We start from the raw sequence: 25,131 nt of genomic DNA, 5'->3' as shown, positions 1-25,131 counted from the left end.
TCCATCGGCCGGTCGGCCGCCGATCCGCACCGGTCACCCGGCCAACGCCGGCGCGCGGACGATCGTGCCCCGCGCGGGGTGGGCGCCGGGATCGCGGCGGGCGCATCGGCTGCGCCGACTGTAGGTCAGCGACGTTGCTGCGGTGCGGGATCACCGTGTCGCTCACTGTACGTTCCGTAGGTCACGGAGCGATTGAGGCTGGGCGTCCACCCGGAGACGAACGGCCTTGTCGGGCGTTCGCGCTCCGGCGTGTCGGCCCCGAACGTCACCTCTGCCGGAACCGGCCCGCGAACACCCTCCGTGGTCGCCGGTGGGGCAACTTGGCCGGACTCGGCCGTTTATGTACGGGTACGAGGCGGGCGCGGACGGCCGTTCACGGGAACACCGGGGCGTGCCGTTGTGCGGCACCGCCCGCGGCGTCGTGCTCATTATGGCGGCGGCTCCCGTGAGCGCCCCGTAAAAGCTCGCGCGCCACGCACGGGCGGAACGAGATCGCCGCCACATCCGTAGTAGAAGGTAAGTGACGGAGAGGCGATCCATGAGACAGCACTCGATCACCGTGGCCGCCGTGGCGGTCTCCGGCGTCCTGCTGGCGGGCGCGTGCTCGTCCGGTGGCGGTGGAGGCGGCGACGGCCAGGCGCGCACCCCCGCCCCCATCACCACCACCCAGGGCGGCGGCGCCACCGCCGGAGCGGCCCGGCTCGGCGAGCCGCGCGTGCTGGCCACCGGCCTGGAGGTCCCGTGGGCGGTGACCTTCCTCCCCGGCGGCGACGCCCTGGTCACCGAGCGCGACAGGGGCGACCTGCTCAGGGTCACTCCGGGGGGCAAGGTCACGGAGGTCGGCAAGGTGCCCGGGGTCGAGGCCGAGGGCGAGGGCGGCCTGCTGGGCGTGGCCGTCTCACCGTCGTTCGACCGCGACTGGTACGTCTACCTCTACTTCACCGCCGCCGGCGACAACCGGGTCGTCCGCTACCGCTACGACGACCGCCTCGGAAGCCCGCAGCCGATCGTGACGGGCATCCCCAAGGGCAGCAACCACAACGGCGGGCGCATCGCCTTCGGCCCCGACGGCATGCTCTACATCGGCACCGGCGAGATCTACCGGACCGAGCTCGCCCAGAACCGCGACTCCCTCGGCGGGAAGATCCTGCGCGTCACCCCCGACGGCAGGCCCGCACCGGGCAACCCCTACGGCACCAGGATCTGGACGTACGGCCACCGCAACGTGCAGGGCCTGGCCTGGGACGACGCCAAGCGCATGTACGCCACCGAGTTCGGCCAGGACCGCTTCGACGAGATCAACCGGATCGAGCGAGGCGCCAACTACGGCTGGCCCCGTGTGGAGGGCGTCGGCGGGCAGCGGCAGTACACCGACCCGCTGCTGACCTGGTCGACCGCCGAGGCGTCGCCGTCCGGGCTCGCCTACGCGGGCGGCTCGCTGTGGGCCGCCGCGCTGCGCGGCGAACGGCTGTGGCAGGTGCCGCTGGACGGCAACGGCAACGTGGGCCGTCCCATCGCCCACTACCAGGGCCGGTACGGCCGCCTCCGCGCCGCCGTGGCGTCCCCCGACGGCCGCTCGCTGTGGGTCACCACCAGCAACCGCGACGGCCGCGGCGACCCGCGCCAGGGCGACGACACGATCCTCGTCATCCCCGTGCAGCGCTGAGCGCCGCCGGTCAGCCGGAGGATGCCTGCTTGACGCCCTGCCCGCACGCCTCCAGGTACGCGGGCTTCCCGGCCGGGAACCTCCCGCCGTCCTTCTCGGCCTTCTGGTAGGCGTTCTCGCAGAAGTTCGCCGGGACGTTCCCGCCCGCCTGGCGGGCGGCGCGCGCCATCGCGTCCGCCAGCGACTGGCGGCCGTACTTGGTGCCCTTGGCGTCGACCAGCACGACCTGGAGGGCGGGCGGCGGGGGCGGCGGGGCCGGGGCGCCACCGGGCGCCGCGGGCGCTCCCGGAGCGGACGGGGCTCCCGGGGCGGACGGCGCTCCCGAGGTGGCCGCGCCCTGCCCCGGCGAGGCGGGCGCGGAGGAGGAGGCGGACGCGGACGGCGGCGCGGCCTTCTCGCCGTCGTCGCCGCCGCACGCGGCCGTCCCGAACGCGAGGATCCCCAGTGACGCGGCGGCCATCAGCGTGGTGATGTTCTTGTTCAACGTTCCCTGCTTCGTCCCGGCGGGCACGATCAGTGACGGACGATATCGCACCGCCCATCCCGGCCGCGCGCCCATTATCGGGACGATCGGGGCGCCCCGGAGATACCCGCAGGTCGCTCCCGGCACGGACGGTTCCGGCCGGTCGCCCGCCGCGGGACCGTCCCGGAAAGGGGCGCCCCGAACGGGTGGATCAGGACGCCCCGAGACGCTCCAGGATCAGCTGCCGGGCCCGGCCCGCGTCGGCCTGCCCGCGGGTGGCCTTCATCACCGGGCCGATCAGCGCGCCCACCGCGTTGACCTTCCCGCCGCGGACCTTCTCGGCCACGTCCGGGTTGTCGGCGATCACCTGGTCGACGATCGCGGTCAGCGCGCCGTCGTCGCTGACCACCTTCAGCCCGCGGGCGGCGACCACCTCGTCGGGCCCGCCCTCGCCGTCCAGGACGCCGGTGAAGACCTGGCGGGCCAGCTTGTCGTTCAGCTCGCCGGCCGCGACCATCTCCTGGATCCGCGCCACCTGCGCCGGGGTGATCGGCAGGTCGGCCAGCTCCGCGCCCTGCTCGGTGGCGCGCCGCGACAGCTCGTTCATCCACCACTTGCGGGCCGCGGCGGCGTCGGCGCCCGCGCCGATCGTCTCCTCGATCAGGTCGAGCGCCCCGGCGTTGACGACGTCGCGCAGCTCCAGGTCGGACAGGCCCCACTCCTTCTGCACCCGCGCGCGGCGGGCGGCGGGCGGCTCGGGCAGCGTCGCGCGCAGCTCCTCCACCCACTCCCGGGACGGCGCCATCGGCACCAGGTCGGGCTCGGGGAAGTAGCGGTAGTCCTGCGCCTCCTCCTTGCTCCGCCCGCTGGTGGTGGCGCCGGTCTCCTCGTGGAAGTGCCGGGTCTCCTGGACCACCCGGCCGCCGGACTCCAGCACCCCGGCCTGCCGCTCGATCTCCGACCGCACCGACCGCTCGACCGAGCGCAGCGAGTTGACGTTCTTGGTCTCGGTGCGGGTGCCCCACGCGGAGGCGCCGCGCGGCATCAGCGACACGTTGACGTCGCAGCGCATCGAGCCCTGCTCCATCCGCACGTCCGACACGCCCAGCGAGCGCACCAGCTCGCGCAGCTCGGTCGCGTACGCGCGCGCCACCAGCGGCGCCCGGTCACCGGTCGCGGGGATCGGCTTGGTGACGATCTCCACCAGCGGGATCCCGGCCCGGTTGTAGTCGACCAGCGAGTACTCGGCCCCGTGGATGCGGCCCGTGGCGCCGCCCACGTGCAGGGACTTGCCGGTGTCCTCCTCCATGTGGACGCGCTCGATCTCGATCCGGTACGTCTCGCCCTCGACCTCGACCTCGAGGTGGCCGTCCACGCACAGCGGCTCGTCGTACTGGGAGATCTGGAAGTTCTTCGGCATGTCCGGATAGAAGTAGTTCTTCCGGGCGAACCTGCACCAGTCCACGATCTCGCAGTTCAGCGCCAGACCGATCTTGATGATGCCCTCGATCGCGGCCCGGTTGGTCACCGGCAGCGCCCCGGGCAGGCCCAGGCACACCGGGCAGACCTGGGTGTTGGGCTCGGCGCCGAACACGGTGCGGCAGCCGCAGAACATCTTGGTCTCGGTGCCCAGCTCGATGTGGGTCTCGATGCCCAGCACCGGCTCGTACTTCGCCAGCGCCTCGTCGTACTTCATCACCGTCGGCGTGCTCACTTGCCGGCCTCCGCGAGTTCGGGGGCCTTGGCCAGCAGCGGGCCGCCCCAGCGGTCTTCCAGGGCCCGCTCGACGGCGGCGCCGACCCGGTACACCCGGTCGTCGCCCAGCACGGGGGCCATGATCTGCAACCCGACCGGCAGCCCGTCGCCGGACAGCCCGCACGGCACGGAGATGGCCGCGTTGCCCGCCAGGTTGGCCGGGATCGTGCACAGGTCGGCGAGGTACATCGCCATCGGGTCGTCGGCGCGCTCCCCGATCGCGAACGCGGTCGTCGGCGTGGTCGGCGAGATCAGCACGTCCACCTGCCCGAACGCGGCGTCGAAGTCGCGCTGGATCAGCGTGCGGACCTGCTGCGCCTTGCCGTAGTAGGCGTCGTAGTAGCCCGAGGACAGCGCGTAGGTGCCCAGCATGATCCGCCGCTTGACCTCGGGACCGAAGCCCTCGGCCCGGGTGAGCGCCATGACCTCCTCGGCGCTGCGGGTGCCGTCGTCGCCGACCCGCAGCCCGTACCGCATGGCGTCGAACCGCGCCAGGTTGGACGAGCACTCCGAGGGCGCGATCAGGTAGTAGGCGGGCAGCGCGTAGGTGAAGTTGGGGCAGGACACCTCGACGACCTTGGCGCCCAGCGACTCCAGCAGCTCGACCGTCTCGTCGAAGCGGGCCAGCACGCCCGGCTGGTAGCCGTCGCCGGCGAACTCCTTCACCACGCCCACGGTGAGCCCGGTCACGTCGGCGCGGCGGGCGGCCTCCACGACCGGCGGCACCGGCTCGTCGATCGAGGTGGCGTCCATCCGGTCGTGGCCCGAGAACGCCTCGTGCAGCAGCGCCGCGTCCAGCACGGTGCGCGCGAACGGGCCCGGCGTGTCCAGCGACGACGCGAACGCGATCACGCCGTACCGGGACGACCCGCCGTAGGTCGGCTTGGCGCCCACGATCCCGGTCACCGCGGCCGGCTGGCGGATCGAGCCGCCGGTGTCGGTGCCGGTGGCCAGCGGCGCCTGGTACGCGGCGACCGCCGCCGAGGACCCGCCGGACGACCCGCCCGGGATCCGCTCCAGGTCCCACGGGTTGCGGGTCGTCTGGTAGGCGCTGTTCTCGGTGGAGGAGCCCATCGCGAACTCGTCCATGTTGGTCTTGCCGAGGATGACCAGCCCGGCCTCGCGCAGCCGCGCGGTCACGGTCGAGTCGTACGGCGGCCGCCACCCCTGCAGGATCTTCGACCCGGCGGTGGTGGGCATGTCGGTGGTGGTGAACACGTCCTTGTGCGCGATCGGCACCCCGGCCAGCGGCCCGAGCTCCTCCCCCGCGGCGCGCCGCTCGTCGATCGCGCGCGCCTGGGCGAGCACGGCCTCCTCGTCGACGTGCAGGAACGCGCCGACGGCGCCGTCGACGGCGGCCACCCGGTCCAGGTGCGCCCGCGCCACCTCGGCCGCGGACGCCTGCCCGGAGGCCATCAGCTCCGCCAGCTCCGCGGCGGTCCGCCTGACCAGATCGCTGGCTGTGCTCCCCGGTCGCCTCCGGGGCGCCTCCTGGCGACGCCTTCCCTCCTCGCTCGTTCCTCGCTCGTCAGTCCAGGCGCCGCCGCGCCCCTCCGGCTCCCTCGTCTCCGCCATGCTCAGGCCTCCTCGTCCAGGATCCGGGGTACGCGGAAGCGCTGCTCCTCGGCCTTCGGAGCGCCCGAGAGGGCCTGCTCCGGGGTCAGCGAGGGCCGGACCTCGTCGGCCCGGTACACGTTGGTCAGCGGCAGCGCGTGCGAGGAGGGCGGGATGTCCTCCGCGGCAACCTCCTGCACCCGCGCGACCGCGGAGATGATCTGGTCGAGCTGCGCGGCGAGATGGTCGAGCTCATCGTCGGCCAGCGCCAGCCGGGACAGCCGAGCGAGGTGCGCCACCTCGTCACGGGTGATGGCGGACATGTGACAACCGTTCCTGCGATCGATGAAGTTAGCTGCCATCCTATGGGCCGCACCCCCACGACCCGACCGGATTTACCCCCGGCCGCCCGCCGCGCGCGGCGCCCGCCCGGGACCGCCGGGCGGTGGCGGGCACCCACGGCGGGTCGCGGGAGCCGCCCGGAACCCGGCGGGACGATCGTCCGGCACCGTCCGCGGCGGCGACGATCCACACCGCCCGAGCCGCTTCCGATCACCGCGAATACGCGGGCGCCCCGGCGCCGGAGAATTCGATCGGGCCGGCAATTGCGCCGCGCGGCCGATGAGCGCCGTACCCGAATAACGTTTTCGGCTGGGCGGCTCAGCGGGAAGGGCCGGGCTGCTGGGGCGGGCCCGCCTGCGGGCCGCCTTGCTGGGGCTGGCCGCCGTACGCGCCGTAGGGCGGGGTCGCGGGCTGGGAGTAGGGCTGGGCCTGGGGCTGCGCTTGGGGCTGGGCCGCCTGGGGAGGAGCGCCGGGCGGGACGAAGCGTGCGACCTTCGGGGCGGGCGGGGTCATGCCGTTGAGCGCGCCGGCCGCGATCATCGCGCTGGCGATGGCGAGCAGCCCGCAGACCAGGGCCCCCTTGGCGCTGGTCTCGGAGTCGCTCTCGATGTACTGGGTCGCGGTGGCACCCATCAGCAGCGTTCCAAGAAGGAAAACGCCGAAGATTATCCCACGTGCCGCATTATTCATGGACGAATCGTAGCGTTCCCACCCCTTCCCTCGGCCGATCTCTGACCGGGCCTCCGACTTTCACTCTCCGCCGGGTCAGGGCGATCGTTTCATCACTCCCATTCCGGACATCCGCCGGGCGACAGGTTTCAAGCGGATATGTCGGGAAGGTTGGGCGGGTACGGCAGGGACGAGAGGAGTGGCACCGTGACCATCGGAGGCGGACTCGCACTGATCATCATCGGGGCGATCCTGACGTACGCGGTGGAGTTCGAGGTCAGCGGGGTCGACATCCGGGTGGTCGGGATCATCCCCATGGTCGGCGGGCTGGCCGGGCTGATCCTGGGGATCGTCCGGTTCGCGAGCGCGCGCCGCCGGCCGCCGGCCGTCCGCGAGGAGCACTACTACGAGGACGTCGAGCCCGAGTACCGGCGCCGCTACTGACGGCGTCAGGCCGCCGGTTCGGGCGCGCGCTGCGTGCGGCGGCGCAGCCAGTCGGTGGCGGTGGCGGCGTCCATGGGACGGCCGAAGTGCCAGCCCTGGGCGGCGTCGCAGCCCATCTCGCGCACCGCCGCGGCGGTCTGCGGATCCTCCACGCCCTCGGCGACCGAGCGCAGGCCCAGGGTGCGGGCCAGGTCGATGACGGACCGCACGATCACCGCGTCGTCGGCGGAGGCGGTGATCCGGGACACGAACGAGGCGTCGATCTTGATCTCCTCGACCGGCATCCGCTTGAGCCGGACCAGCGAGGAGTAGCCGGTGCCGAAGTCGTCCAGGCTGAGCGGGATGCCCAGCGCGGCCAGCGCCGTCACCGTGTCGGAGGCGTAGGCCTGCTCGTTCATCAGGATCTTCTCGGTGATCTCCAGCTGCAGCGACGCCGCGGGCAGGCCCCGGCGCAGCAGGCCCTCCTCGATGGTCTCGGTGAGACCGGTGTCGAGCAGGTCGCGGCCGGAGGCGTTCACCGCGACCTGGACGGTGAGGTCCTCCCGCCACCACGCGGCCGCCTGCGCCAGCGCGGACTCCACCACGTACTGGGTGATCGAGCGCATCAGGTAGGTCTGCTCGGCGATCGGCAGGAAGTGCTCCGGCTCCAGCAGGCCCTTGTCGGGGTGCCGCCAGCGCAGCAGCGCCTCCATGCCCACCAGCTGGCCGTCGTGCAGCGCGACCTTGGGCTGGTAGAACAGCTCCAGCTCGCCGCGGTCGACGGCGCGGCGCAGGTCGCCGAGCATCGTCAGCCGGGCCGGGGAGTTGCGGTCCTTGGACGGCGAGTAGACCTCGACACCGGTGCGCCTCCCCTTGGCCTCGTACATCGCGACGTCGGCGCGCTGGAGCAGCAGCTCGAAGTCGGGGGCGTGGTCGGGGAACAGCGCGATCCCGACGCTGGCCTCCAGGTCGAACGACATGCCGTCCAGGCGCACCGGCTCGCTGAGCGCGGCCCGCAGCCGGGCGGCGACCTCGCGGGCCGCGGCCGCGTCGCGGACGGTGGGCAGCAGCACCGCGAACTCGTCGCCGCCGAGCCGGGCCACCAGGTCGCCGGGGCGGACGCTGTGAGTGAGCCGGTGCGCGACCAGCTGCAGGAGGCGGTCGCCGGTCGGGTGCCCGAGGGTGTCGTTGACCTCCTTGAACCGGTCGAGGTCGAGGAGGAAGAGCCCGGTGCGGCGGCCGGGCTCGCCGGCGCCCTTGAGCCGCCGGGCGGCGCCCGCGCCGGGCAGCCTGGAGGCCCCTGACCGGTTCGCCGCCGCCGCGGCGGCAGCGGCGGCGCGGGCCCGCGCGCCGCGCGCCTCGGCCAGCGCCTCCTCCGTGCGGACGATCAGCAGCTTGCGGTTGGGCAGCCCGGTCAGGCCGTCGTGCAGCGCCTGGTGCTCGCGCCGCACCGACACCGAGGCGTTCAGGTACACCGCGATGAACGGCAGCACGATCAGCGGGACGAACGCGGCCGAGCGGTCCATCGCGACGACCATCAGCGGCGCCAGCCCGAGCAGGGCCAGGTGCACCAGCACCTGGTAGCCGAGGTCCCAGCGCAGCGCCTTCACCAGCGACACCCGCTCGTGCAGCGCGATCGCGGTGCCGACCAGGGTGTCGTTGCAGACGAAGTAGACGGCGCCGGCCAGCGCGATCGCGGGCAGGTCCTGGCCTTCGGGCACCCACAGGGAGGTCGGGGTGGCGCGCACCCCGAACAGCATGAGGACGAGCTGGGCGGCGCCCAGGCTGAGGGTGTACTGCGCGACGTTGAACGCGATGCGGTGCGGGCTGCGGCCCCGCAGGATGCCGCAGGTGGCGGCGGCGACGGCCTGGAGCAGCGCGGCGATGGGCAGCCCCGCGTACAGCAGCGCCGCGAACGAGAACGTCGTGGAGGTCGTGGCGCCGTTGTTCTCGGTGGAGCCGGGCGTGATGATCGGCCGCAGCTCGCCGAACACGATGAAGCAGCCCAGGATCCAGAAGAGCGGATTGCCCAGGAGGGCGTCGACGTCGGCGCCCGACAGCCCGGCGAGCGCGACGACACACGCGGCGCCGCCCGCCAGGACGGCGACCACGAAGTAGATCCACAGCGGGGAGCCCCGGCGCGGCATCGTGTTCCGCGTGTTGTTCGGGTCCTTCATCACATCCTCGGGGGGAGTACGAGGGCCGACCCCCGGCCCGGGGCCCGCGGCCGCCGGCGGTGCTGGAGGGCGCTCCCCTGTGTTACGACCGGAGGTTCTGCTGGGTCGTGATGACAGGGAGGGTACGACCTTTGCTCAACTTCGCGAAACCGATTGGGTACGTTCCGTTATGCCCATTCTGCACTAGGACACCGCCGGTGGGTAGTCGTACTGTACCGTTGGGTAACACCAACCTGGTTATCCGTGCAACGACCACGGCCCGGTCATGCGTCCCCGCTCTGGGTCACGTTTTTGGCCGCTTCCGGCCCCTCGGCCAGCAGCACGCGGAATCCGTCCTCGTCCAGCACCGGCACACCGAGCTTGACGGCCTTGTCGTATTTGGACCCGGGTTTGTCGCCCGCGACCACGAAGCCCGTCTTCTTCGACACCGACCCGCTGACCTTGCCGCCCAGCGCCTGCACCGCCTCGGTGGCCGAGTCCCGGCTGTACTCCTGCATCGACCCGGTGATCACCACCGTGACGCCCTCCAGCGGGCGCGGGCCCGCCGCGCCCTCCTCCTCCATCCGGACGCCCGCCTCGGCCCACTTGCGCACGATCTCCCGGTGCCAGTCGACCTCGAACCAGCTCTTGATCGACCGCGCGATGGTGGGCCCGACCCCGTCCACCGCGGCCAGCTCCTCCTCGGACGCCTCCCGGATCGCGTCCATCGAGCGCATCTCCCGGGCCAGGTCGCGGGCCGCCGACGGGCCGACATGCCGGATCGACAGCGCCACCAGCACCCGCCACAGCGGCTGCTCCTTGGCCTTCTCCAGCTCCTCGAAGAGGATCTCGACGATCTTCTTCGGCTCGCCCTCCTTGTTGGCGAAGAACGTCACGACCTTCGGCTCGCCGGTCTTCTCGTCGACCTTCGGCAGGCCGGTGCGGCGGTCGCGCACCACCGTCCTGATCGGCAGCAGCCGCTCCACCGTCAGGCCGAACAGGTCGCCCTCGTTCTTCACCGGCGGATCGGCGGGCTCCAGCGGCTGGGTCAGCGCGGTCGCCGCGACGTAGCCCAGCGCGTCGATGTCGAGCCGCTCCCGCTCGGCCGCGAAGAACACCCGCTCGCGCAGCTGCGCCGGGCAGTACCGGGCGTTGGGGCAGCGGATGTCGGCGTCGCCCTCCTTCTCGTACGCCAGCTCGGTGCCGCACTCGGGGCAGTGCGAGGGCATCGTGAACTCGCGCTCGGAGCCGTCGCGCAGCCCGGGCACCGGCGCCACGATCTCGGGGATCACGTCGCCCGCCTTGCGCAGCACCACCATGTCGCCGATCAGCACGCCCTTGCGCTTGACCTCGCCCGCGTTGTGGAGCGTGGCGTACTCCACCGTGGTCTGGGCGACCCTGACCGGCTCCATCACCCCGTACGGGGTGACCCGCCCGGTACGGCCCACGCCGACCTTGATGTCCAGCAGCCGGGTGTTGACCTCCTCCGGCGGGTACTTCCACGCGATCGCCCAGCGCGGCGCCCGCGAGGTGGACCCCAGCCGCCGCTGCAGCGGGAACTGGTCGACCTTGACGACCACGCCGTCGATCTCGTACGCGGTGCCGTGCCGGTGCTCGCCGTAGTACTCGATGTACTCGCGGACGGCGTCCATGGTCTCGACGACCCGGTAGCGGTCGCTGACCGGCAGGCCCCACCCGCCCATCACCTCGTACGCCTCGGCCTGGCTGTCGGGCCGCACCCCGCCCTGCCAGCGCCCGAACCCGTGGATCAGCATGTCCAGCGGCCGCCGCGCGGTGACCCGCGGGTCCTTCTGCCGCAGCGACCCGGCGGCGGCGTTGCGCGGGTTGGCGAACGGCTCCTTGCCCGCCTCCGCCTGCACCTCGTTGACCTGCTGGAACCCCTCGACCGTCAGGAAGACCTCGCCGCGCACCTCCAGCACCGCCGGCCAGCCCTCGCCCGCCAGCCGGGACGGCACCGAGGCGATGGTGCGGACGTTGTGGGTGACGTCCTCCCCGGTCTGGCCGTCGCCGCGGGTGACGGCCCGCACCAGCCGGCCGTCCTCGTACACCAGCGCGATCGCCAGCCCGTCGATCTTCGGCTCGCACAGGTAGGCGGCGATCCGGCCCGCCTCCCGCACCACCCGGTCGTCCCAGGCCAGCAGCTCGTCGGTGTTCATCGCGTTGTCGAGGCTCTGCATCCGCTCCAGATGCCCGACGGTCGCGAAGTCGGTGGTGATCGGCGCGCCGACCCTCTGGGTCGGCGAGTCGGGGGTGACCAGCTCCGGGTGCTCCTCCTCCAGCGCCCGCAGCTCGCGCATCCGCCGGTCGTAGGCGGCGTCGCTCAGCGTCGGGGCGTCGAGCACGTAGTACCGGTAGTTGGCCTCGTCGATCTCCTGGCTCAGCTCCCGATGGCGCTGAGCGGCCTCCATGGGCACACCCTGGCTCGCGGTCATGCCCCCATTCTGGCCGGTGCCCCGGACAGTTTGGCCACCCGCCGCGCCCCGTCCGACGTGCGCGGATACCGGACGGAACGCGCCGCGCCGCCTACTCGGCGGCCTCGTACAGCATCCGGGCGGCGTCGCGGCAGCGCTTCAGCGCCGCCCGCGCGTACCGCGGCGAGGCGCCCGCCAGACCGCACGCCGGTGTGATCACGACCTGCTCGGCCAGCCGCGGCGCGGGGAACCCCAGCCGCCGCCACAGCTCCCGCACGGGCGCGGCGGTGGCCTCCAGGGACGGCAGCGCCGCGTCCACGCCCGGGACCGCGCCGAGGAACAGCGCGACCCCGGCGTCGATCGTCTCCCCCACCGCGTCGTCGTCCTTCCGCGGGACCATGGTGAGATCGACCGAGATCGCCTTCGCCCCGGCGCCCCGCAGCAGGGCGTAAGGGACCTGGCGCGCACAGCAGTGCACGACGGGGAACGCCTCGCCGTCCACGGCCTCGATCACCTGGCGCAGCCCGTGCTCGGCCAGCGGCGGCTCCACCGCGCGCAGCCGCGAGAACCCGCTGGCGGTCGGCACCCGTCCGGCCAGCGCCGCGGGCAGCCCCGGCTCGTCGATCTGGAGCAGGATCCGGGCGTGCGGGAGCCGCCGCCGCACGTCCGCGACGTGCCGGGCCACGCCCTCGGCCAGCGACTCGGTCAGGTCGCGGACCGCGCCCGGGTCGCGGAGCGCGCGGTCGCCGTGCCGCAGCTCGATCCCGGCCGCCAGCGTCCAGGGCCCGCACACCTGGATCTTGAACGGGCCGTCGTGCCCTTCCGCGACCTCCTCCAGCAGGTCCAGATCGCGCGCCAGATGGTCGTGGCTGCGCCGGGTGTCGCGGCCCGGACGGTCGGAGAACCGCCACCCGGACGGCTCCACGTGCACGGCCAGGTCGACCAGCAGCCCGGCGGTGCGGCCGATCATGTCGGCGCCCGGACCGCGCGCGGGCAGCTCGGGCAGGTGCGGCAGCTCGGGCACCTCGCCCAGCACGGTCCGCAGCGCCTCGGCGGCGTCCCCGCCGGGGTAGGAGCCCACCCCGGTGGCCGTCCCCGGGCCCCAGGGGTAGGGCCGGTCCTCGTCGTTCACGGCGTCGGTGGTCATAGCAGCCCGGCCAGCTCGTCGAGTTCGCGGAGGGTGCCGTCCTCCGGCAGGGTCTTCAGGTTGAACAGGGCCTGGTCGGCGCCGGCCGCCTCCAGCTCCGCCACGACCGCGGCCTCGGCCGGGACGCCGAACACCGTCACCGGCACCCGCCGCCCGGCCCGCTCCCGCAGCTCGGCGATCTGGACGGCCAGGTCGCCCGCGCCCCGGCCGTAGATCGGCATCCAGCCGTCGCCGAACTCCAGCACCCGGTCGAACGTCGTCGGGCCCGCGCCGCCGACCAGCACCGGCGGGTGCGGGTCCTGGACGGGCTTGGGGTAGAGGTGCACCGGGTCGAAGTCGACGAACTCGCCGTGGAACTCCGCCTCCTCCTGCGTCCACAGCGTCTTGATCGCCCGCACCCGCTCGGCGAGCAGCCGCATCCGGGTGCGCGGGTCGGTGCCGTGGTTGCGCATCTCCTCGCGGTTCCAGCCCGCGCCCACGCCCAGCACCGCCCGTCCGCCCGACACCAGGTCGAGGGAGGCGATCTCCTTGGCCAGGACGATCGGGTCGCGCTGCACGACCAGCGCGATGCCGGTGCCGACCTCCAGCCGCTCGGTCGCCACCGCCGCGGCGGTCAGCGTCACGAGCGGGTCGAGGGTCCGGTAGTACCAGCGCGGCAGGTCGGCGCCGCCCGGCCACCGGGACTCCCGCTTCACCGGGATGTGGGTGTGCTCGGCGACGTAGAGGGACCCGAAGCCGCGTTCCTCCAGGGCGCGGCCCAGCTCGGCCGGGCCGATCCCCTCGTCCGTCACGAAGGTGGAGACACCGAACCTCACGAATCCTCACCTCACGAATCTGCTCGGCCGCGTACCCGGCCTGTACTCGATCGACTTCAGGCGCCCGCGTGCCCGGGAGCGGCGCACGGGGAAGGGCGCCTAGGGAAGATAGCGGCTCCCGGCCCTCACGCGGGGAGGCGGGCCGCCTCGGCGATGGTGGCCGAGGCCAGCACGCGGTCCCCCGCGTACAGCACCGCCGCCTGGCCCGGGGCCACCCCGCGCGCGGGACGGGCCAGCCGGATCCGCAGCAGGCCGTCCCGCGGCTCGGCGACGCAGTCGTGGACCTCGCCGTGCGCCCGCAGCTGCACCTGGCAGCCGAACGCCCCGGCGGGCTCCTCCGACAGCCACACCGGCCGCTCGCCCACGATCTCGTGGACGTCCAGCGCCTCCCGCGGCCCCACGGTGACGGTGTTGGTCACCGGGGAGATGTCGAGCACGTAGCGGGGCCGGCCGTCGGGCGCGGGACGCCCGATGCGCAGGCCCTTGCGCTGCCCCACGGTGTAGGCGTAGGCGCCCTCGTGCTCGCCGACCTCGTTGCCGTCGACGTCCACGATCGGGCCGGGGGCCGTGCCGAGCCGGTCGGCCAGGAACCCCTTGGTGTCGCCGTCGGCGATGAAGCAGATGTCGTGGCTGTCGGGCTTGTCGGCCACCTGCAGGCCGCGCCGCTCCGCCTCGGCCCGGATGCCGGCCTTGGTGGTGTCGCCCAGCGGGAACATCGCGTGCGCGAGCTGCTCGGGCGTGCACACCGCCAGCACGTACGACTGGTCCTTGCCCGCGTCGACGCCGCGGCGCAGCACGCCGCCCTCGCCGAGGCGGGCGTAGTGGCCGGTGCAGACCGCGTCGAAGCCCAGCGCCAGCGCCCGGTCCAGCAGCGCCGCGAACTTGATCTTCTCGTTGCAGCGCAGGCACGGGTTGGGGGTGCGGCCCGCGGCGTACTCGTCGACGAAGTCCTCCACCACGTCGCGGTGGAAGCGTTCGGCGAGATCCCATACGTAGAACGGGATGCCGATCACGTCGGCGGCGCGGCGGGCGTCCCGGGAGTCCTCCAGGGTGCAGCAGCCCCGGGCGCCCGTCCGGTAGGACTGCGGGTTGCTGGACAGCGCCATGTGGACGCCGGTCACCTCGTGACCGGCCTCGGCGGCGCGGGCGGCGGCCACGGCGGAGTCGACGCCGCCCGACATGGCGGCGAGTACGCGCAAAGTCATAACGCTCCCAGACTAAGCGCTGCCGGGCCCTGTCGCTGCGGCCCGATCACCGGGTTTGCGCGTACGATGAGCCCGCTATGGGAATCTTCCGCCGTCCCCGCGAGACGTCCGCCGCCACACCCGCCTCGATCAGCGAGTTCTGGGAGTGGTGGGCGCGAGCGCGCCCGGAGATCGAGAAGTCGATCAACGCCTCCGCCCACGCCCTCGCCGTCGACGAATCGCCCGGCGAATCCGGCGAATCCGGTGACGCGGGTGACGACGGGGACGCCGGCGGCGAGGGGCTGCCGGCCGCCATCGTGGAGGACCTCTCGCACCGGGTGCACAAGATCCACCCCGAGCTGCAGTGGGAGATCGGCGGCGGTGACGACGACGCCCCCACCCTGACCGTCACCGGGGCGGGCGACCCCGAGCTGCGCGGCCTGGCCGAGCGCTGGCACCGCGCGGCGCCCCGGGGCGCCGCGGCCGGCGGCTGGCGGTTCTTCCCGGCGCGGCAGGCCGACCTGGAGATGCTGGAGCACAAGCTCGTCCTGGGCGACCACGAGTTCGACCTCGACTACGTGAAGCTGGGCATGCGCGCCGACGCGGGCCGCGCCCGGGTGCACATCTCCGCCTACCACCCCGACTTCCTGTTCGTGTCGGAGGAGCAGCGGATGCAGGTGGCCGCGCACGTCCTCGACTGGTCCATGGGCGAGGACGACGTGGCCCGCTGGATCGGCGAGATCACGATCGCGACCGAGGCGCCGGTGGACGCGCTGCCGCCGTCGATGCTGCCCGCCGTGGTCGAGCAGATCGCCGAGCCGTTCGAGGAGCCGACCTGGCTGACCGGCGAGAGCCGCACCCCGCGCGGCCACCCGGCCCGGCTGGGCGCGCGGTTCCCGCTGCACCGCCAGGACTACCCGCTGTGCGACCTGCACGTGGCGATCACGGTGCCGTACGCGCACAGCAACCCCGACCGGCTGCCGGTGGAGCCCTCCGCCGGGGCGCTGCGCAAGTTCGAGAAGAAGCTCACCTCGCTGGGCGACCGGGCGGTGCTGGCGGTACGGGAGACCGGCGACGGGCTGCGGGTGTTCCACCTGTACGCCGACCCCGACTCCGGAGTGATCGCCGAGCTGGACCAGATGGCGGCGGGCTGGCCCGAGGGCAAGGCCAAGGTCGCCTCCACCAGCGACCCGGGCTGGCGGGCGCTCGCCCCCTACAAGCCCTAGCCCTCCAGGCCCTCTAGGAGAGGCCGGCGCGGCGGGCGCGTTCGACGACGGGGCCGATGGCCTCGGCCAGCGCCTTGACGTCGTCCTCGGTCGAGGTGTGGCCGAGGGTGAAGCGCAGGGAGCCGCGGGCGCGGGCCGGGTCGGCGCCCATGGCCAGCAGCACGTGGCTGGGCTGGGACACCCCGGCCGAGCAGGCGGAGCCGGTGGAGCAGGCGATGCCGCGCGCGTCCAGCAGCATCAGCAGCGCGTCGCCCTCGCAGCCGGGGAAGGAGAAGTGCGCGTTCCCCGGCAGCCTCCCGGCGGGGTCGCCGTTCAGGACGGCGTCGGGGACGGCCTCCAGCACGGCCTCGATCAGCCGGTCGCGCAGCCCGGACAGCCGCCGCGCCTCGGCGTCCCGCCGTCCGGCCGCGATCTGGACGGCGGCGGCGAGGCCCGCGATGGCCGGGGTGTCGAGCGTCCCGGAGCGCACGTCGCGCTCCTGGCCGCCGCCGTGCAGCAGCGGCACCGGGTCGACGCCCTTGCCGAGCAGCAGCGCGCCCACGCCGAGCGGCCCGCCGAGCTTGTGCCCGCTGAGGGTGAGCGCCTGCGCGCCGCTGTGGTGCAGCCCGACCGGGAGGTGCCCGGCGGCCTGGACGGCGTCGGTGTGGAAGGGGACGCCGTGCTCGCGGGCGACGGCGGCCAGCTCGTCCACCGGCTGGACGGTGCCGACCTCGTTGTTGGCCCACATCACCGTGACCAACGCCACATCGGGAGCGATCAGCTCGCGCAGCGCCTCCGGCAGGACGCGGCCGCTGCCGTCCACCGGGATCCAGTCGACGCGGGCGCCCTCGTGGTCGGCCAGCCACTGCACCGTGTCGAGGACGGCGTGGTGCTCGACGGCCCCGGCCAGCACGCGGGTGCGGGACGGGTCGGCGGCGCGGCGGGCCCAGTACAGGCCCTTGATCGCGAGGTTGTCGGCCTCGGTGCCGCCGGAGGTGAAGACGACCTCGCTGGGCCGGGCGCCGAAGGTCTCCGCGATGACCTCCCGGGACTCCTCCACCACCCGGCGGGCCCGGCGGCCCGCGACGTGCAGCGAGGACGGGTTGCCCACGCGGCCCAGCTCGGCCGTCATCGCCGCGACGGCCTCGGGCAGCATCGGGGTGGTCGCCGCATGGTCGAGGTAGGTCACCACCCGCCCAACACTAGCCGCGCCCGGATCCTTCCCCGAGACCGGCCGCTGCCCGGCGTGCGGGCGGTTGCGGAGGTCGTGGTGATCACGCGCAGGACGTCCGGTTTGTCCACTGAACCGTCCAGCCGGTACAGTAGCCTCGCCATGAAGAAGAACGCCCTCCTCGACGCCGCCGAGGCCCTGCTGTCCGAGCAGGGCACGCAGGCGCTGACGCTCACCGCGGTCGCCGACCGCGCCGGCGTCAGCAAGGGCGGGCTGCTCTACCACTTCCCGTCCAAGGAGGCCCTGGTCAAGGGCCTGGTCGCGCGGGTGATCGAGGAGTTCGACGCGCTGGTCGCCGCGCACGACGACGGCGGCCCCGGCTCCTACGCGCGGGCGTACGTGGAGGCGACGTTCGAGATCCTCACCGGGGAGGCCCGCGCCTACCGGCGCTGGTCGGCGATCACGGCGGCCGCCGCCGATCCCGAGCTGGCCGCCCCGCTCAACGAGGCGATGGCGCGCTGGCACGGGGCGCCTCCCCCCGGCGACCCCGACCCGGTGGCGGCGATGATCGTGCGGCTGGCGGCCGAGGGCCTGTGGGAAGTGATCAGCCACTCGCCGGAGTCGTACGACGCCGAGCGGCTCGGCGCGCTGAAACGGCGCCTGCTCGACCTGACCCGGCCATGACGGCCCGCCGACGACGCTTCGCCCGCTTCCCCGCGGGCTGACCGCCCCGATCGACCTTCCTCCGCCGGCCCCGGCGGCGCCTTGCCGAGGCCGGCCGTTCCATGGCGTCCTCCCCCCGAGCACAGTAAGAGGTGAACCGATGCTGTCCCGCGCCCGTCTGGGCACGTTCCTGACCTTCGCCCTGGCAGGACTGCTCACTGGAGTGTGGGTGGCCCGCATGCCCGCGCTGGCCGGCAAGTTCGGGACCACCGAGAGCGAGATCGGCATCGTCGTGCTCGTCTGGGGGCTCGGCGCGATCGCCGCGATGCAGGGGCTGCGGGCGGTGATGGCCCGCGCCGGCAGCCGCACCGTCCTGCGCGTCGCGCTGCCGCTCACCGCGGTCGCCTACCTGCTGGTCGCGCTGGCCCCGACCTACGGGCTGCTGCTGGCCGCGGTGGCGGTGTTCGGCATGACCTTCGGGATCACCGACATCGCGATGAACGCCCAGGGCAGCGTGGTCGAGCAGGCCCACCGGCGGCCGATCATGAGCGGCATGCACGCCGGCTGGTGCGCGGGCGCGATGAGCGGCGGCCTGTTCGGCGTCGCCACCGCCGCGGCGGGCCTGGGCTTCACCGCGACCGTGCTGGCCGCCGCGCTGCTGTCGCTGCCCGCCGGGCTGGCGCTGGGCCGCACCTACCTGGCCGACCCGCCCGCCCCCGCCGCGTCCGGAGACGGGCGCCGCGCCGCCCGGATGCCGCTCGCCGTCTACCTGATCGGCGCGCTGGCGTTCATCGCTTTCATGACCGAGGGCTCCATCGCCGACTGGAGCGGGCTGCTCCTGCACGACGAGCTCGGCGCCACCCAGGCGGTGGCGGCGCTGGGCTACCCGGTGTTCGAGCTGGCCATGCTGTTCGGGCGGCTTGCCGGCGACCGGATCCGGACGCGGATCGGCACCCGGCGCCTGCTGGTGGGCGCCGGGATCGGCACCGCGCTGGGCATGACCGTGGTCGTGCTGGCGCCGGGCGCGCCAGTGGCGATCGCCGGGTTCTTCGTGACCGGGCTGGTGGTCTGCCTCGTCGTCCCGACCACGATCTCGCTGGCCGGGACGGCCGTGCCGGACCGTCCGGCCGCCGCGGTCGCGCAGGTCGGCGCGATGGGCTACGGCGGGCTGCTGCTCGGCCCGGTGGTGGTCGGGTTCCTGGCGGACGCGACCTCGCTGCGCGTGGGCGTGGGCGTGACGGTCGTGCTGGCGCTGCTGATCGCGTTCGGGGCCCGGTACGTGCCGCTCGCCGGGGCGGTCGAGTCGGCCCCGCACGCCTCCGGGGCCGGGTCCGGCCGCGGCGCGGCCGGGGCCGAGCCGGAGCCCGAGCCGGAGCCGCTGGCCGCCTGAACCGGGCGCCGGGGATCCGGAGATCCTGTATAACCCCTTCTGGGTTGATCACAGCACGGAGGGTGGCGCTCCATGGGCGGCGAGTGGCGGGTCCCGGGGTACAGCGAGCTGAAGGTCCTCGGCGAGGGCGCGCAGGGGCGGGTCGTGCTGGCCCGGCACGACGGCACCGGCGCGCCCGCCGCGATCAAGTACCTGGCGCCCCGGCTGCGCGACGACGCGGGCTTCCGGGCGCGTTTCCGGGACGAGGCCGATCTGCTGCGGCGGGTCCGCCACCCCTGCATCGCCCGGCTGTACGGACTGGTGGAGCGGCCCCAGGGCGCGGCGATCGTCATGGAGGCGGTGGACGGCGCGTCCCTCAAGGCGGTGCTGGCCGAGCGGGCGCCGCTCGCGCCCGAGGCCGCGCTGGCGGTGCTCAAGGGCTCGCTGCTGGGCCTGGGCGCGGCGCACGAGCTGGGCGTCGTCCACCGCGACTACAAGCCCGCCAACGTGATCGTGCGCGGCGACGGGCTGAGCAAGCTGATCGACTTCGGGATCGCGGTGGACGCGGGCGAGGCGGGCCGCTCGGGGACGCCGGTCTACATGGCCCCCGAGCAGTGGCGTGCCGAGCCCGCCTCTCCGGCCACCGACGTGTACGCGGCGACCTGCGTGTTCTTCGAGTGCGTCACAGGACGGCGTCCGTTCGCCGCCGGGGAGCCGGGCGCGCTCATGCACCGGCACCTGAACGTCCCGGTCCCGGTGGAGGAGGTGCCCGAGCCGCTGCGCCCGCTCGTCGCGCAAGGCATGGCCAAGGATCCGTGGGAGCGGCCCGCGGGCGCGGTCGCCTTCGTCGCCGAGTTGGAGCGCGTGGCGTCGGCGGCGTACGGGGCCGGGTGGGAGCGGCAGGGGCTGCGCGCCCTGGCGGGCGCCGCGGCGGCGGTGGCGATGCTGTTCCCGCTGGCCGCGCTGGGCCTGGCTCCGTCGGGCGCGAGCGTGGCCGCGGCGGGCGCCGCCGGCGTGAGCGGTGCGGGCACGGCCGGAGCGGGCGGTGCCGGCGCCGTCGGCGCGGGCGCGGCCGGAGCCGGTGGTGCCGGGGCCGGGACGGCGGGCGCCGCCGGGGCGGGCGGCGTGATCGGCGCGAAGGGCGCGGCGATCGCGGGCGCGGCGGTGGTCGTGGCCGCGGGCGGCGGCACCGCCGTGTACGTCGCCGCCGACGACGGCCCGCAGGCGCCCCCGCTGACCTTCTCCCTCGCCTCGCACCAGGACGCCACGTCCACTCCCCCGTTCCAGGTCAACGGGCGGATCGTCCGGGTCGGCGGCGGCGCCGACCCGGCCTTGGCGCAGCGCGTCAACGCAGCGCTGCGCGCCCCGGTCGACACGCGCGCAGCCGAGTACCGCCGCGCGCTCACCGACTTCCGGGGCGAGCCGTCGTCCACGACGGTCACGCCGTCGGTGCGGCTGGGCGGGCCCCGCTACCTCTCGGTCCGGTACGACTTCGTCCTTGCCTCGCAGGCGCTCGGCCACTCCAGCTGGAGCCGCGCCCGCACCGTCACCGTCGACCTCACGACCGGCCGCGCGCTGCGCGCCGAAGACCTGTTCCTGCCCGCCGCGCTCACCGGGAGCGGCCTGCAGACGCTGACGGCCCGGATCCGGGAACGCGGCACCGGCACGTGCTTCGCCGACCGCCCGCCGTCCCTGGGCATCCCCCAGCTGAACGGGCCGTACGTCCAGCTCGCGCTCACCAAGGGAGAACTGGAGCTGTCCCTGGACGCGCCCGGGCTCGGCACCTACGAGATGGCCTGCGGCCAGCCCGTGGTCAAGATCCCCTACGACCGGCTCTCCGGGCTGCTGCGGCCCGAGGTGGTCAAGGCCGTCCCGTTCCCGCCGTCGTCGGTGCGGCCCTCGGGCCGTCCCTGACCGGCGGCCGGTTTCGGCGCGCCGCCGCCCTCCGGCCGGGCGACCGCGGCCCCGGCCAGCAGCAGCACCGCCCGGGGCGTGCCGACGTCGGCGGCGAGCGCGCGGGCGATCCGCCGCCGCGAGCCGGGCGGTGCGGGGCCCGGCGCGTACCGTGCCTGTTCGGCGTCGGCGGCCACGGCCGCCACGTGCGGGCCGATCCGGCCGAGCTGGTCGCGCAGGTCGCCGAGGGTGGTGGCGGGCGTGACCGTGCCGCCGGTCCGGACGACGAGCCGTTCCAGCAGCTCGCCGTCGTGGCCGCCGCCGCGACGCGAGCGGCGCCGCAGGGTGAGCCCGACGACGGCGGCCAGCACCAGCGACAGGCCCGCGGCCGGGCCGGCGAGGGCGAAGCCGCCCTTGTCGGGTGCGGGCGGCGGCGACAGCGGGTCGACCTCCGCGGCCACCTCGGCGTCGGCCGCCGGGGTCGGGTCGAACGGCACCCAGCCGACGCCCTCGAAGTAGACCTCGATCCAGGCGTGCGCGTCGGTGTCGCGCACCTTGTAGATGCCGTCCTCGGACCTGCCGGTGGCGAACCCGGCGACCACCCGGGTCGGCACCCCCGCCAGCCGCAGCAGCAGCGCGGCGGCCCCGGCGAAGTGCTGGCAGTAGCCGGTGCGGCTCGCGGTCAGGAAGTCCAGGATCGGGAAGCCGACGCCGCGCTCCACCTCGGTGGAGTAGCGGAACCGCCCGCCGCCGGTGAGGTGGCGCTCGACCCGTTCGACGACCTCGTACTGCGAGCGCGCGCCGCTGCCCAGCTGCCGGGCCGTCTCGATGACCTCGCCCATCGCCGGGACGCGCTGGATGAAGCGCTCGAGCCGGGGCGACACGTCCGGCGCCGCCCCGTACTGGCCGAGGTTGCCCGCGAGCCGCTCGCCGCCCCACCGGTACATGAGGTTGGTGTAGGCGTGCAGGGCCGGGTCGGTCGGCGGCGGCGCGGCCCGCAGCGCCTTCGGGTCGGTCCGGACCATCTCCGCCTGGACGCGGTAGGTGTCGTCCTGCCGGGGCTGCGGGATGACGCGCTGCGCGTCCCCCGGCATCGTGTCGATCTTCCCGGACGCCTCGACCGAGGTGATGTGCCCCGGCGAGACGACCTGGGAGTCGCGCAGGCCGCGCACCGTCACCTCGATGGACACCGGCTCGGCGGCCGGCTCGGGCAGCCGGTCGCGCACCACCCCGCCGCCGACCTCCCAGCCGCGCCAGCTGTAGCGCTCCAGCACCTGCATCCGCCACAGCGCGGGGCGCGGCGAGGCGATCTCCAGCATCGTCGCGCCGCTGCGCCGGTCGGTGATCGGGCCGTAGGACTGGGTGGTGTTGAGCGTGCGGAACTGCTCCTCGCGGCCCACCATGTCGTCGACGTTCAGCCACTGCGAGCGGGGCCCGAGCGCCTGCGCGGCGACGGTCGCGACGAGGGCCGCGGACGTGCCGAGCGCCAGCACGGGCAGCGCGGCCCGGCGCGGCGCGAACCACAGCAGCCCGGCCAGCAGCAGCGCGGCGCCCGGCCAGGCCGTCTCGTCGGTCTGCCGGATCGCGGCGGCCACCGCCCACGGGACGGCGACGACCGCGAAGGCGGTGCCCGAGCGCAGCCGGGACGCGGGCGCGGGCGCGGCCAGCGCGGCGGCCAGGAGGTAGAGCACGCCGGCGCCGAGCAGCCAGACCGAGCGGGTGCCGATGTCGCCCGCCCGCTCGCCCGGGACCAGCAGGGCCAGCTCCCGCACGCCGTCCGACAGCGCGAGCACGATCGTGTCCCAGGCACCCGGCCACAGCCAGCCGGCCGGGGCGCCGCCCGCCAGCACCGCCGCGGGGATCCAGGCGAGCTGCGCCGCCGCCGCGAGCCGGACGGGGAACCGTTCGACGGCCAGGGCGCCGGCGGCCAGCGCGACGACCGGGGCGACCCACAGCACCCTCCAGCCGAGCAGCGGCACCCACGCCGCCGCCGTGACCGCGACCGCCAGCAGCAGTCCCGCGGCGCGCATCATCGCACCGGCTCCCGGTCCCTGGGCGCGGCGCCAGAAGCTTTGGGCCGCCTGAGCGGCGCGCCGTCCAGGGTGACGGCGAGGGCCTCGCCGTGCCCGGCCGGCAGCGGGACGACACCGGGCGGCAGCGGCGGACGCGGCGGGCCGAGGTCGAGCCCCGGCGGCACGTGGACGACCGACGAGCCGCGGCCGCCGGGCGGGCGCCGCGCCTGCCCGTGGCCGCCCTCCTCCAGCAGCGCGAGGCGGCGGTGCAGCGCCCGCCAGCCCGGCGCGTCCACCACGGTCATGGGGGTCGCGGCGCCGGGGAGGAGGACCTCGCAGCCGCCGCCGCGCGCCAGCGTCAGCGCGCATCCGGCGGCGGCCCGCGCCACCCAGTCGACCGCGCGCGGGTCGGCGGCGCCCGCGGTGTCGACGATCACCAGCGGCAGCCCGGTCGGGGGCGCGGCCATCCGCCGCTCCTGCAGCTCGCCGCCGCGCGCCAGGGACGCCCAGTGGATGCGGCTGATCGGGCTGCCGGGCACGTAGGGGCGCAGCCCGTCGGGCTCCAGGTCGTCGGCGCGGGCGCCGCGCGGCGGGACGACCCGCGCGTCGGTGCCGGGCTCGGGCAGGACCAGCACCGGCTCGGGCACCCCGGCGGTCAGCGGACGGCGCACGATCCCGAGCGGATCGCCGAGCCGGATCCGGGACGGCCCCACCGCGAACGCGCCGCGCCGCTCGACGAACAGGTCGACGGTGCCGCCCTCGCGCTCCAGCGGGACCCAGATGCCCTGGCCGGTGTCCACCTCCAGGCGGACGGGCAGCCAGGACGGCGCCCGCACCCGGAACTCCAGCGGCAGCGGCTCGTCCTCGCGCACCTCGCGGACCGGCACGGTGCGCTCGACCGCCAGCCGCCCGGACGCCGGCAGCACCACGACGGCGGCGCCGGCCACGGTCAGCACCAGGCCGGCGGCGAGGGTGAAGAGAGTGAGGGAGGGCAGCGCGCCCGCGAGCGCGACGAGCATCGCGGCGGCGAGCAGCCACAGCCACCAGCGCCCGCCGATCCGGTCGGCCCGCTCGGCCCGCCGCCGCCGGCGGCGGGCGGTCACCGGGCCGGTCATCGGGCGCGGACCTGCCCGACGGCGTCCTCGACGATCTCCCGTGCCGCGCTCGACGGTGCCGCCGCGGTGGGCTGCAACCGGTGCGCCAGGACGGGGACGGCGAGGGCCTGCACGTCGTCGGGCAGCACGAACGCGCGGCCGTTGAGCGCCGCGCGCGCACGGGCCGCCGCCAGCAGCAGCAGCCCGGCGCGGGGGCTGGCGCCGACCTCCGCCAACGGGTGCTCGCGGGTCGCCGCCAGCAGCCCGACGACGTACCGCAGCAGCGGGTCGGCGGCGTGCACGGCCGCGGCGCCTTCTTGCGCCGCCAGCAGCCGCTCGGGGTCGGTGACCGCGGCGGTGCCCGGCTCGGGCCCGGCCCGGAGCAGGTCCATCTCCTGCTCGGGCGTCGGGTAGCCGAGCGAGACCTGCGACAGGAAGCGGTCGAGTTGCGCGGGCGGCAGCGGGTAGGTGCCGTCGTAGCCCGCGGCCGGGTTCTGCGTGGCGATGACGATCATGGGAGCGGGCAGCGGCCGGCTGTCGCCGTCCACGGTGACCTGCCGCTCCTCCATCGCCTCCAGCAGCCCCGACTGCGTCTTGGGGGTGGCCCGGTTGATCTCGTCGACCAGCACCACGTTGGCGAACACCGGGCCGGGCCGGAACTCGAACTCGCCGCGGTCGGCCCGCCACACGTTGGCGCCGACGATGTCGGCGGGGAGCAGGTCGACGGTGGCCTGCACGCGGGCGAAGCGCCCGTCGAGGGTGCGGGCGAGGGTGCGGGCCAGCTGCGTCTTGCCGACGCCGGGGTGGTCCTCCACCAGCAGGTGCCCGCCCGCCAGCACGGTCGCCAGGACGACCTCCAGCACCTCGGCGGGCATCCGGACCGCGCGGCCGATGCCGTCGCGCAGCCGCTCGCCGAGCCGGGCGACCTGGTCGACGGTCAGCGGGACGCGCTCGCGCGGGGTGACCGACAGGGAGCGCGGCGCCGGGGCCAGTCGGCCGTGCGGCGCCGTGCGGGTGTGTCCGTTGCTTTCGGGAATCGCTTCCATGGCTCCCTTGGGGTCTGCGGTCACCGCTCGCACTCACAACGCGGACGAGGCGCCGCACTGTTCCATACGGCA

The 25,131-nt window shown here is 74.8% G+C and carries 20 protein-coding genes; 6 read left to right on the top strand and 14 right to left on the bottom strand.

Translation table 11 applies throughout. The features are described from left to right. Window positions 1-538: 538 nt before the first annotated feature. Window positions 539-1,666: a PQQ-dependent sugar dehydrogenase gene (locus tag ACZ466_RS32680; RefSeq protein ID WP_378292179.1), complete on the top strand. Its 1,128-nt coding sequence runs from the start codon at window positions 539-541 to the stop codon at window positions 1,664-1,666. Window positions 1,667-1,676: 10 nt separating this feature from the next. Here ACZ466_RS32680 and ACZ466_RS32675 read toward each other — a convergent pair whose 3' ends face one another. The 5 genes from ACZ466_RS32675 to ACZ466_RS32655 form a co-directional block, all read right to left on the bottom strand. Then, window positions 1,677-2,150, bottom strand: coding sequence for a hypothetical protein (locus tag ACZ466_RS32675; RefSeq protein WP_464041776.1), 474 nt, complete (start codon window positions 2,148-2,150; stop codon window positions 1,677-1,679). Between the two features lie 190 nt (window positions 2,151-2,340). Further along, window positions 2,341-3,825, bottom strand: a complete 1,485-nt coding sequence (gene gatB, locus ACZ466_RS32670; protein ID WP_378292185.1) for an Asp-tRNA(Asn)/Glu-tRNA(Gln) amidotransferase subunit GatB — start codon at window positions 3,823-3,825, stop codon at window positions 2,341-2,343. 14 nt (window positions 3,826-3,839) lie between these two features. Continuing rightward, complete coding sequence (gene gatA, locus ACZ466_RS32665; protein WP_378292183.1) at window positions 3,840-5,300, bottom strand: Asp-tRNA(Asn)/Glu-tRNA(Gln) amidotransferase subunit GatA; 1,461 nt, start codon at window positions 5,298-5,300, stop codon at window positions 3,840-3,842. 161 nt (window positions 5,301-5,461) lie between these two features. Beyond that, window positions 5,462-5,761 carry an Asp-tRNA(Asn)/Glu-tRNA(Gln) amidotransferase subunit GatC gene (gene gatC, locus ACZ466_RS32660; RefSeq protein ID WP_378292175.1) on the bottom strand — a complete coding sequence of 100 codons (300 nt, stop codon included), beginning with the start codon at window positions 5,759-5,761 and terminating at the stop codon, window positions 5,462-5,464. Window positions 5,762-6,098: 337 nt separating this feature from the next. Beyond that, window positions 6,099-6,413, bottom strand: coding sequence for a hypothetical protein (locus ACZ466_RS32655; RefSeq protein ID WP_378292172.1), 315 nt, complete (start codon window positions 6,411-6,413; stop codon window positions 6,099-6,101). 243 nt (window positions 6,414-6,656) lie between these two features. Between ACZ466_RS32655 and ACZ466_RS32650 the strand changes: the two genes are divergently transcribed. Further along, window positions 6,657-6,893: a DUF6458 family protein gene (locus ACZ466_RS32650; protein WP_378292170.1), complete on the top strand. Its 237-nt coding sequence runs from the start codon at window positions 6,657-6,659 to the stop codon at window positions 6,891-6,893. Window positions 6,894-6,898: 5 nt separating this feature from the next. Here the strand turns inward: ACZ466_RS32650 and ACZ466_RS32645 are convergent, their stop codons facing one another. From ACZ466_RS32645 to mnmA, 5 genes are all read right to left on the bottom strand, one after another. After that, window positions 6,899-9,049 carry a putative bifunctional diguanylate cyclase/phosphodiesterase gene (locus tag ACZ466_RS32645; protein WP_464041775.1) on the bottom strand — a complete coding sequence of 717 codons (2,151 nt, stop codon included), beginning with the start codon at window positions 9,047-9,049 and terminating at the stop codon, window positions 6,899-6,901. 263 nt (window positions 9,050-9,312) lie between these two features. Then, the gene (gene ligA / locus ACZ466_RS32640; RefSeq protein ID WP_378292166.1) at window positions 9,313-11,481 is read right to left on the bottom strand and encodes an NAD-dependent DNA ligase LigA; all 2,169 of its coding nucleotides are present in this window, start codon (window positions 11,479-11,481) and stop codon (window positions 9,313-9,315) included. Window positions 11,482-11,572: 91 nt separating this feature from the next. Further along, on the bottom strand, window positions 11,573-12,607 hold the full coding sequence (locus ACZ466_RS32635; RefSeq protein WP_378292164.1) for a methionine synthase: 1,035 nt from the start codon (window positions 12,605-12,607) through the stop codon (window positions 11,573-11,575). Continuing rightward, entirely contained in the window at window positions 12,604-13,422 is an 819-nt protein-coding gene (locus ACZ466_RS32630) for an LLM class F420-dependent oxidoreductase (RefSeq protein ID WP_378292162.1), read from the bottom strand. Before ACZ466_RS32630 ends, ACZ466_RS32635 begins: the two co-directional genes overlap by 4 nt. 125 nt (window positions 13,423-13,547) lie before the next feature. Continuing rightward, on the bottom strand, window positions 13,548-14,627 hold the full coding sequence (mnmA, locus tag ACZ466_RS32625; protein ID WP_378292159.1) for a tRNA 2-thiouridine(34) synthase MnmA: 1,080 nt from the start codon (window positions 14,625-14,627) through the stop codon (window positions 13,548-13,550). 77 nt (window positions 14,628-14,704) lie between these two features. Here mnmA and ACZ466_RS32620 point away from each other — a divergent pair, with 77 nt between their 5' ends. Next, window positions 14,705-15,832: a DUF695 domain-containing protein gene (locus ACZ466_RS32620; RefSeq protein WP_378292157.1), complete on the top strand. Its 1,128-nt coding sequence runs from the start codon at window positions 14,705-14,707 to the stop codon at window positions 15,830-15,832. A 13-nt stretch (window positions 15,833-15,845) separates the two neighbouring features. On the opposite strand, the gene ACZ466_RS32615 is transcribed toward ACZ466_RS32620, so the two are convergent. Continuing rightward, window positions 15,846-17,000 carry a cysteine desulfurase family protein gene (locus ACZ466_RS32615; RefSeq protein ID WP_378292181.1) on the bottom strand — a complete coding sequence of 385 codons (1,155 nt, stop codon included), beginning with the start codon at window positions 16,998-17,000 and terminating at the stop codon, window positions 15,846-15,848. 144 nt (window positions 17,001-17,144) lie between these two features. Between ACZ466_RS32615 and ACZ466_RS32610 the strand changes: the two genes are divergently transcribed. The 3 genes from ACZ466_RS32610 (at window position 17,145) to ACZ466_RS32600 (ending at window position 20,928) form a co-directional block, all read left to right on the top strand. Next, the gene (locus tag ACZ466_RS32610) at window positions 17,145-17,666 is read left to right on the top strand and encodes a TetR/AcrR family transcriptional regulator (protein WP_378292155.1); all 522 of its coding nucleotides are present in this window, start codon (window positions 17,145-17,147) and stop codon (window positions 17,664-17,666) included. A 139-nt stretch (window positions 17,667-17,805) separates the two neighbouring features. Beyond that, window positions 17,806-19,035 (top strand): MFS transporter, encoded by a 1,230-nt coding sequence (locus tag ACZ466_RS32605; protein ID WP_378292153.1) that lies wholly within the window; start codon window positions 17,806-17,808, stop codon window positions 19,033-19,035. A 72-nt stretch (window positions 19,036-19,107) separates the two neighbouring features. After that, window positions 19,108-20,928, top strand: a complete 1,821-nt coding sequence (locus tag ACZ466_RS32600) for a serine/threonine-protein kinase (RefSeq protein WP_464041774.1) — start codon at window positions 19,108-19,110, stop codon at window positions 20,926-20,928. Here ACZ466_RS32600 and ACZ466_RS32595 read toward each other — a convergent pair. From ACZ466_RS32595 to ACZ466_RS32585, 3 genes are read right to left on the bottom strand one after another with little or no spacing between them, the layout of a single operon-like run. Further along, a complete protein-coding gene (locus ACZ466_RS32595; protein ID WP_378282414.1) occupies window positions 20,838-22,940 on the bottom strand; it encodes a transglutaminase-like domain-containing protein in 2,103 nt (700 codons plus the stop codon). The genes ACZ466_RS32600 and ACZ466_RS32595 overlap by 91 nt on opposite strands. Further along, a complete protein-coding gene (locus tag ACZ466_RS32590) occupies window positions 22,937-24,034 on the bottom strand; it encodes a DUF58 domain-containing protein (RefSeq protein WP_378282415.1) in 1,098 nt (365 codons plus the stop codon). The genes ACZ466_RS32595 and ACZ466_RS32590 overlap by 4 nt, the downstream gene beginning before the upstream one ends. Continuing rightward, the gene (locus ACZ466_RS32585; protein ID WP_378282416.1) at window positions 24,031-25,059 is read right to left on the bottom strand and encodes an AAA family ATPase; all 1,029 of its coding nucleotides are present in this window, start codon (window positions 25,057-25,059) and stop codon (window positions 24,031-24,033) included. The genes ACZ466_RS32590 and ACZ466_RS32585 overlap by 4 nt, the downstream gene beginning before the upstream one ends. Window positions 25,060-25,131 lie beyond the last annotated feature (72 nt).

The organism is Actinomadura rugatobispora, assembly GCF_055379765.1.
The sequence above is the reverse complement of the archived record's forward strand: the minus strand, read 5'-3'. Positions and strand labels throughout refer to the sequence as shown.

Excerpts from the sequence above, each read along its gene's own strand:
- ACZ466_RS32620 (WP_378292157.1), top strand. The coding sequence starts at position 14,705 with ATGGGAATCTTCCGCCGTCCCCGCGAGACGTCCGCCGCCACACCCGCC.
- ligA (WP_378292166.1), bottom strand. The coding sequence starts at position 11,481 with ATGACCGCGAGCCAGGGTGTGCCCATGGAGGCCGCTCAGCGCCATCGG.
- gatA (WP_378292183.1), bottom strand. The coding sequence starts at position 5,300 with ATGGCCTCCGGGCAGGCGTCCGCGGCCGAGGTGGCGCGGGCGCACCTG.
- ACZ466_RS32590 (WP_378282415.1), bottom strand. The coding sequence starts at position 24,034 with ATGACCGGCCCGGTGACCGCCCGCCGCCGGCGGCGGCGGGCCGAGCGG.
- ACZ466_RS32595 (WP_378282414.1), bottom strand. The coding sequence starts at position 22,940 with ATGATGCGCGCCGCGGGACTGCTGCTGGCGGTCGCGGTCACGGCGGCG.
- ACZ466_RS32635 (WP_378292164.1), bottom strand. The coding sequence starts at position 12,607 with ATGACCACCGACGCCGTGAACGACGAGGACCGGCCCTACCCCTGGGGC.
- ACZ466_RS32655 (WP_378292172.1), bottom strand. The coding sequence starts at position 6,413 with ATGGGTGCCACCGCGACCCAGTACATCGAGAGCGACTCCGAGACCAGC.
- ACZ466_RS32610 (WP_378292155.1), top strand. The coding sequence starts at position 17,145 with ATGAAGAAGAACGCCCTCCTCGACGCCGCCGAGGCCCTGCTGTCCGAG.
- ACZ466_RS32680 (WP_378292179.1), top strand. The coding sequence starts at position 539 with ATGAGACAGCACTCGATCACCGTGGCCGCCGTGGCGGTCTCCGGCGTC.
- ACZ466_RS32645 (WP_464041775.1), bottom strand. The coding sequence starts at position 9,049 with ATGAAGGACCCGAACAACACGCGGAACACGATGCCGCGCCGGGGCTCC.
- ACZ466_RS32585 (WP_378282416.1), bottom strand. The coding sequence starts at position 25,059 with ATGGAAGCGATTCCCGAAAGCAACGGACACACCCGCACGGCGCCGCAC.
- mnmA (WP_378292159.1), bottom strand. The coding sequence starts at position 14,627 with ATGACTTTGCGCGTACTCGCCGCCATGTCGGGCGGCGTCGACTCCGCC.
- gatB (WP_378292185.1), bottom strand. The coding sequence starts at position 3,825 with ATGAAGTACGACGAGGCGCTGGCGAAGTACGAGCCGGTGCTGGGCATC.
- ACZ466_RS32600 (WP_464041774.1), top strand. The coding sequence starts at position 19,108 with ATGGGCGGCGAGTGGCGGGTCCCGGGGTACAGCGAGCTGAAGGTCCTC.
- gatC (WP_378292175.1), bottom strand. The coding sequence starts at position 5,761 with ATGTCCGCCATCACCCGTGACGAGGTGGCGCACCTCGCTCGGCTGTCC.
- ACZ466_RS32605 (WP_378292153.1), top strand. The coding sequence starts at position 17,806 with ATGCTGTCCCGCGCCCGTCTGGGCACGTTCCTGACCTTCGCCCTGGCA.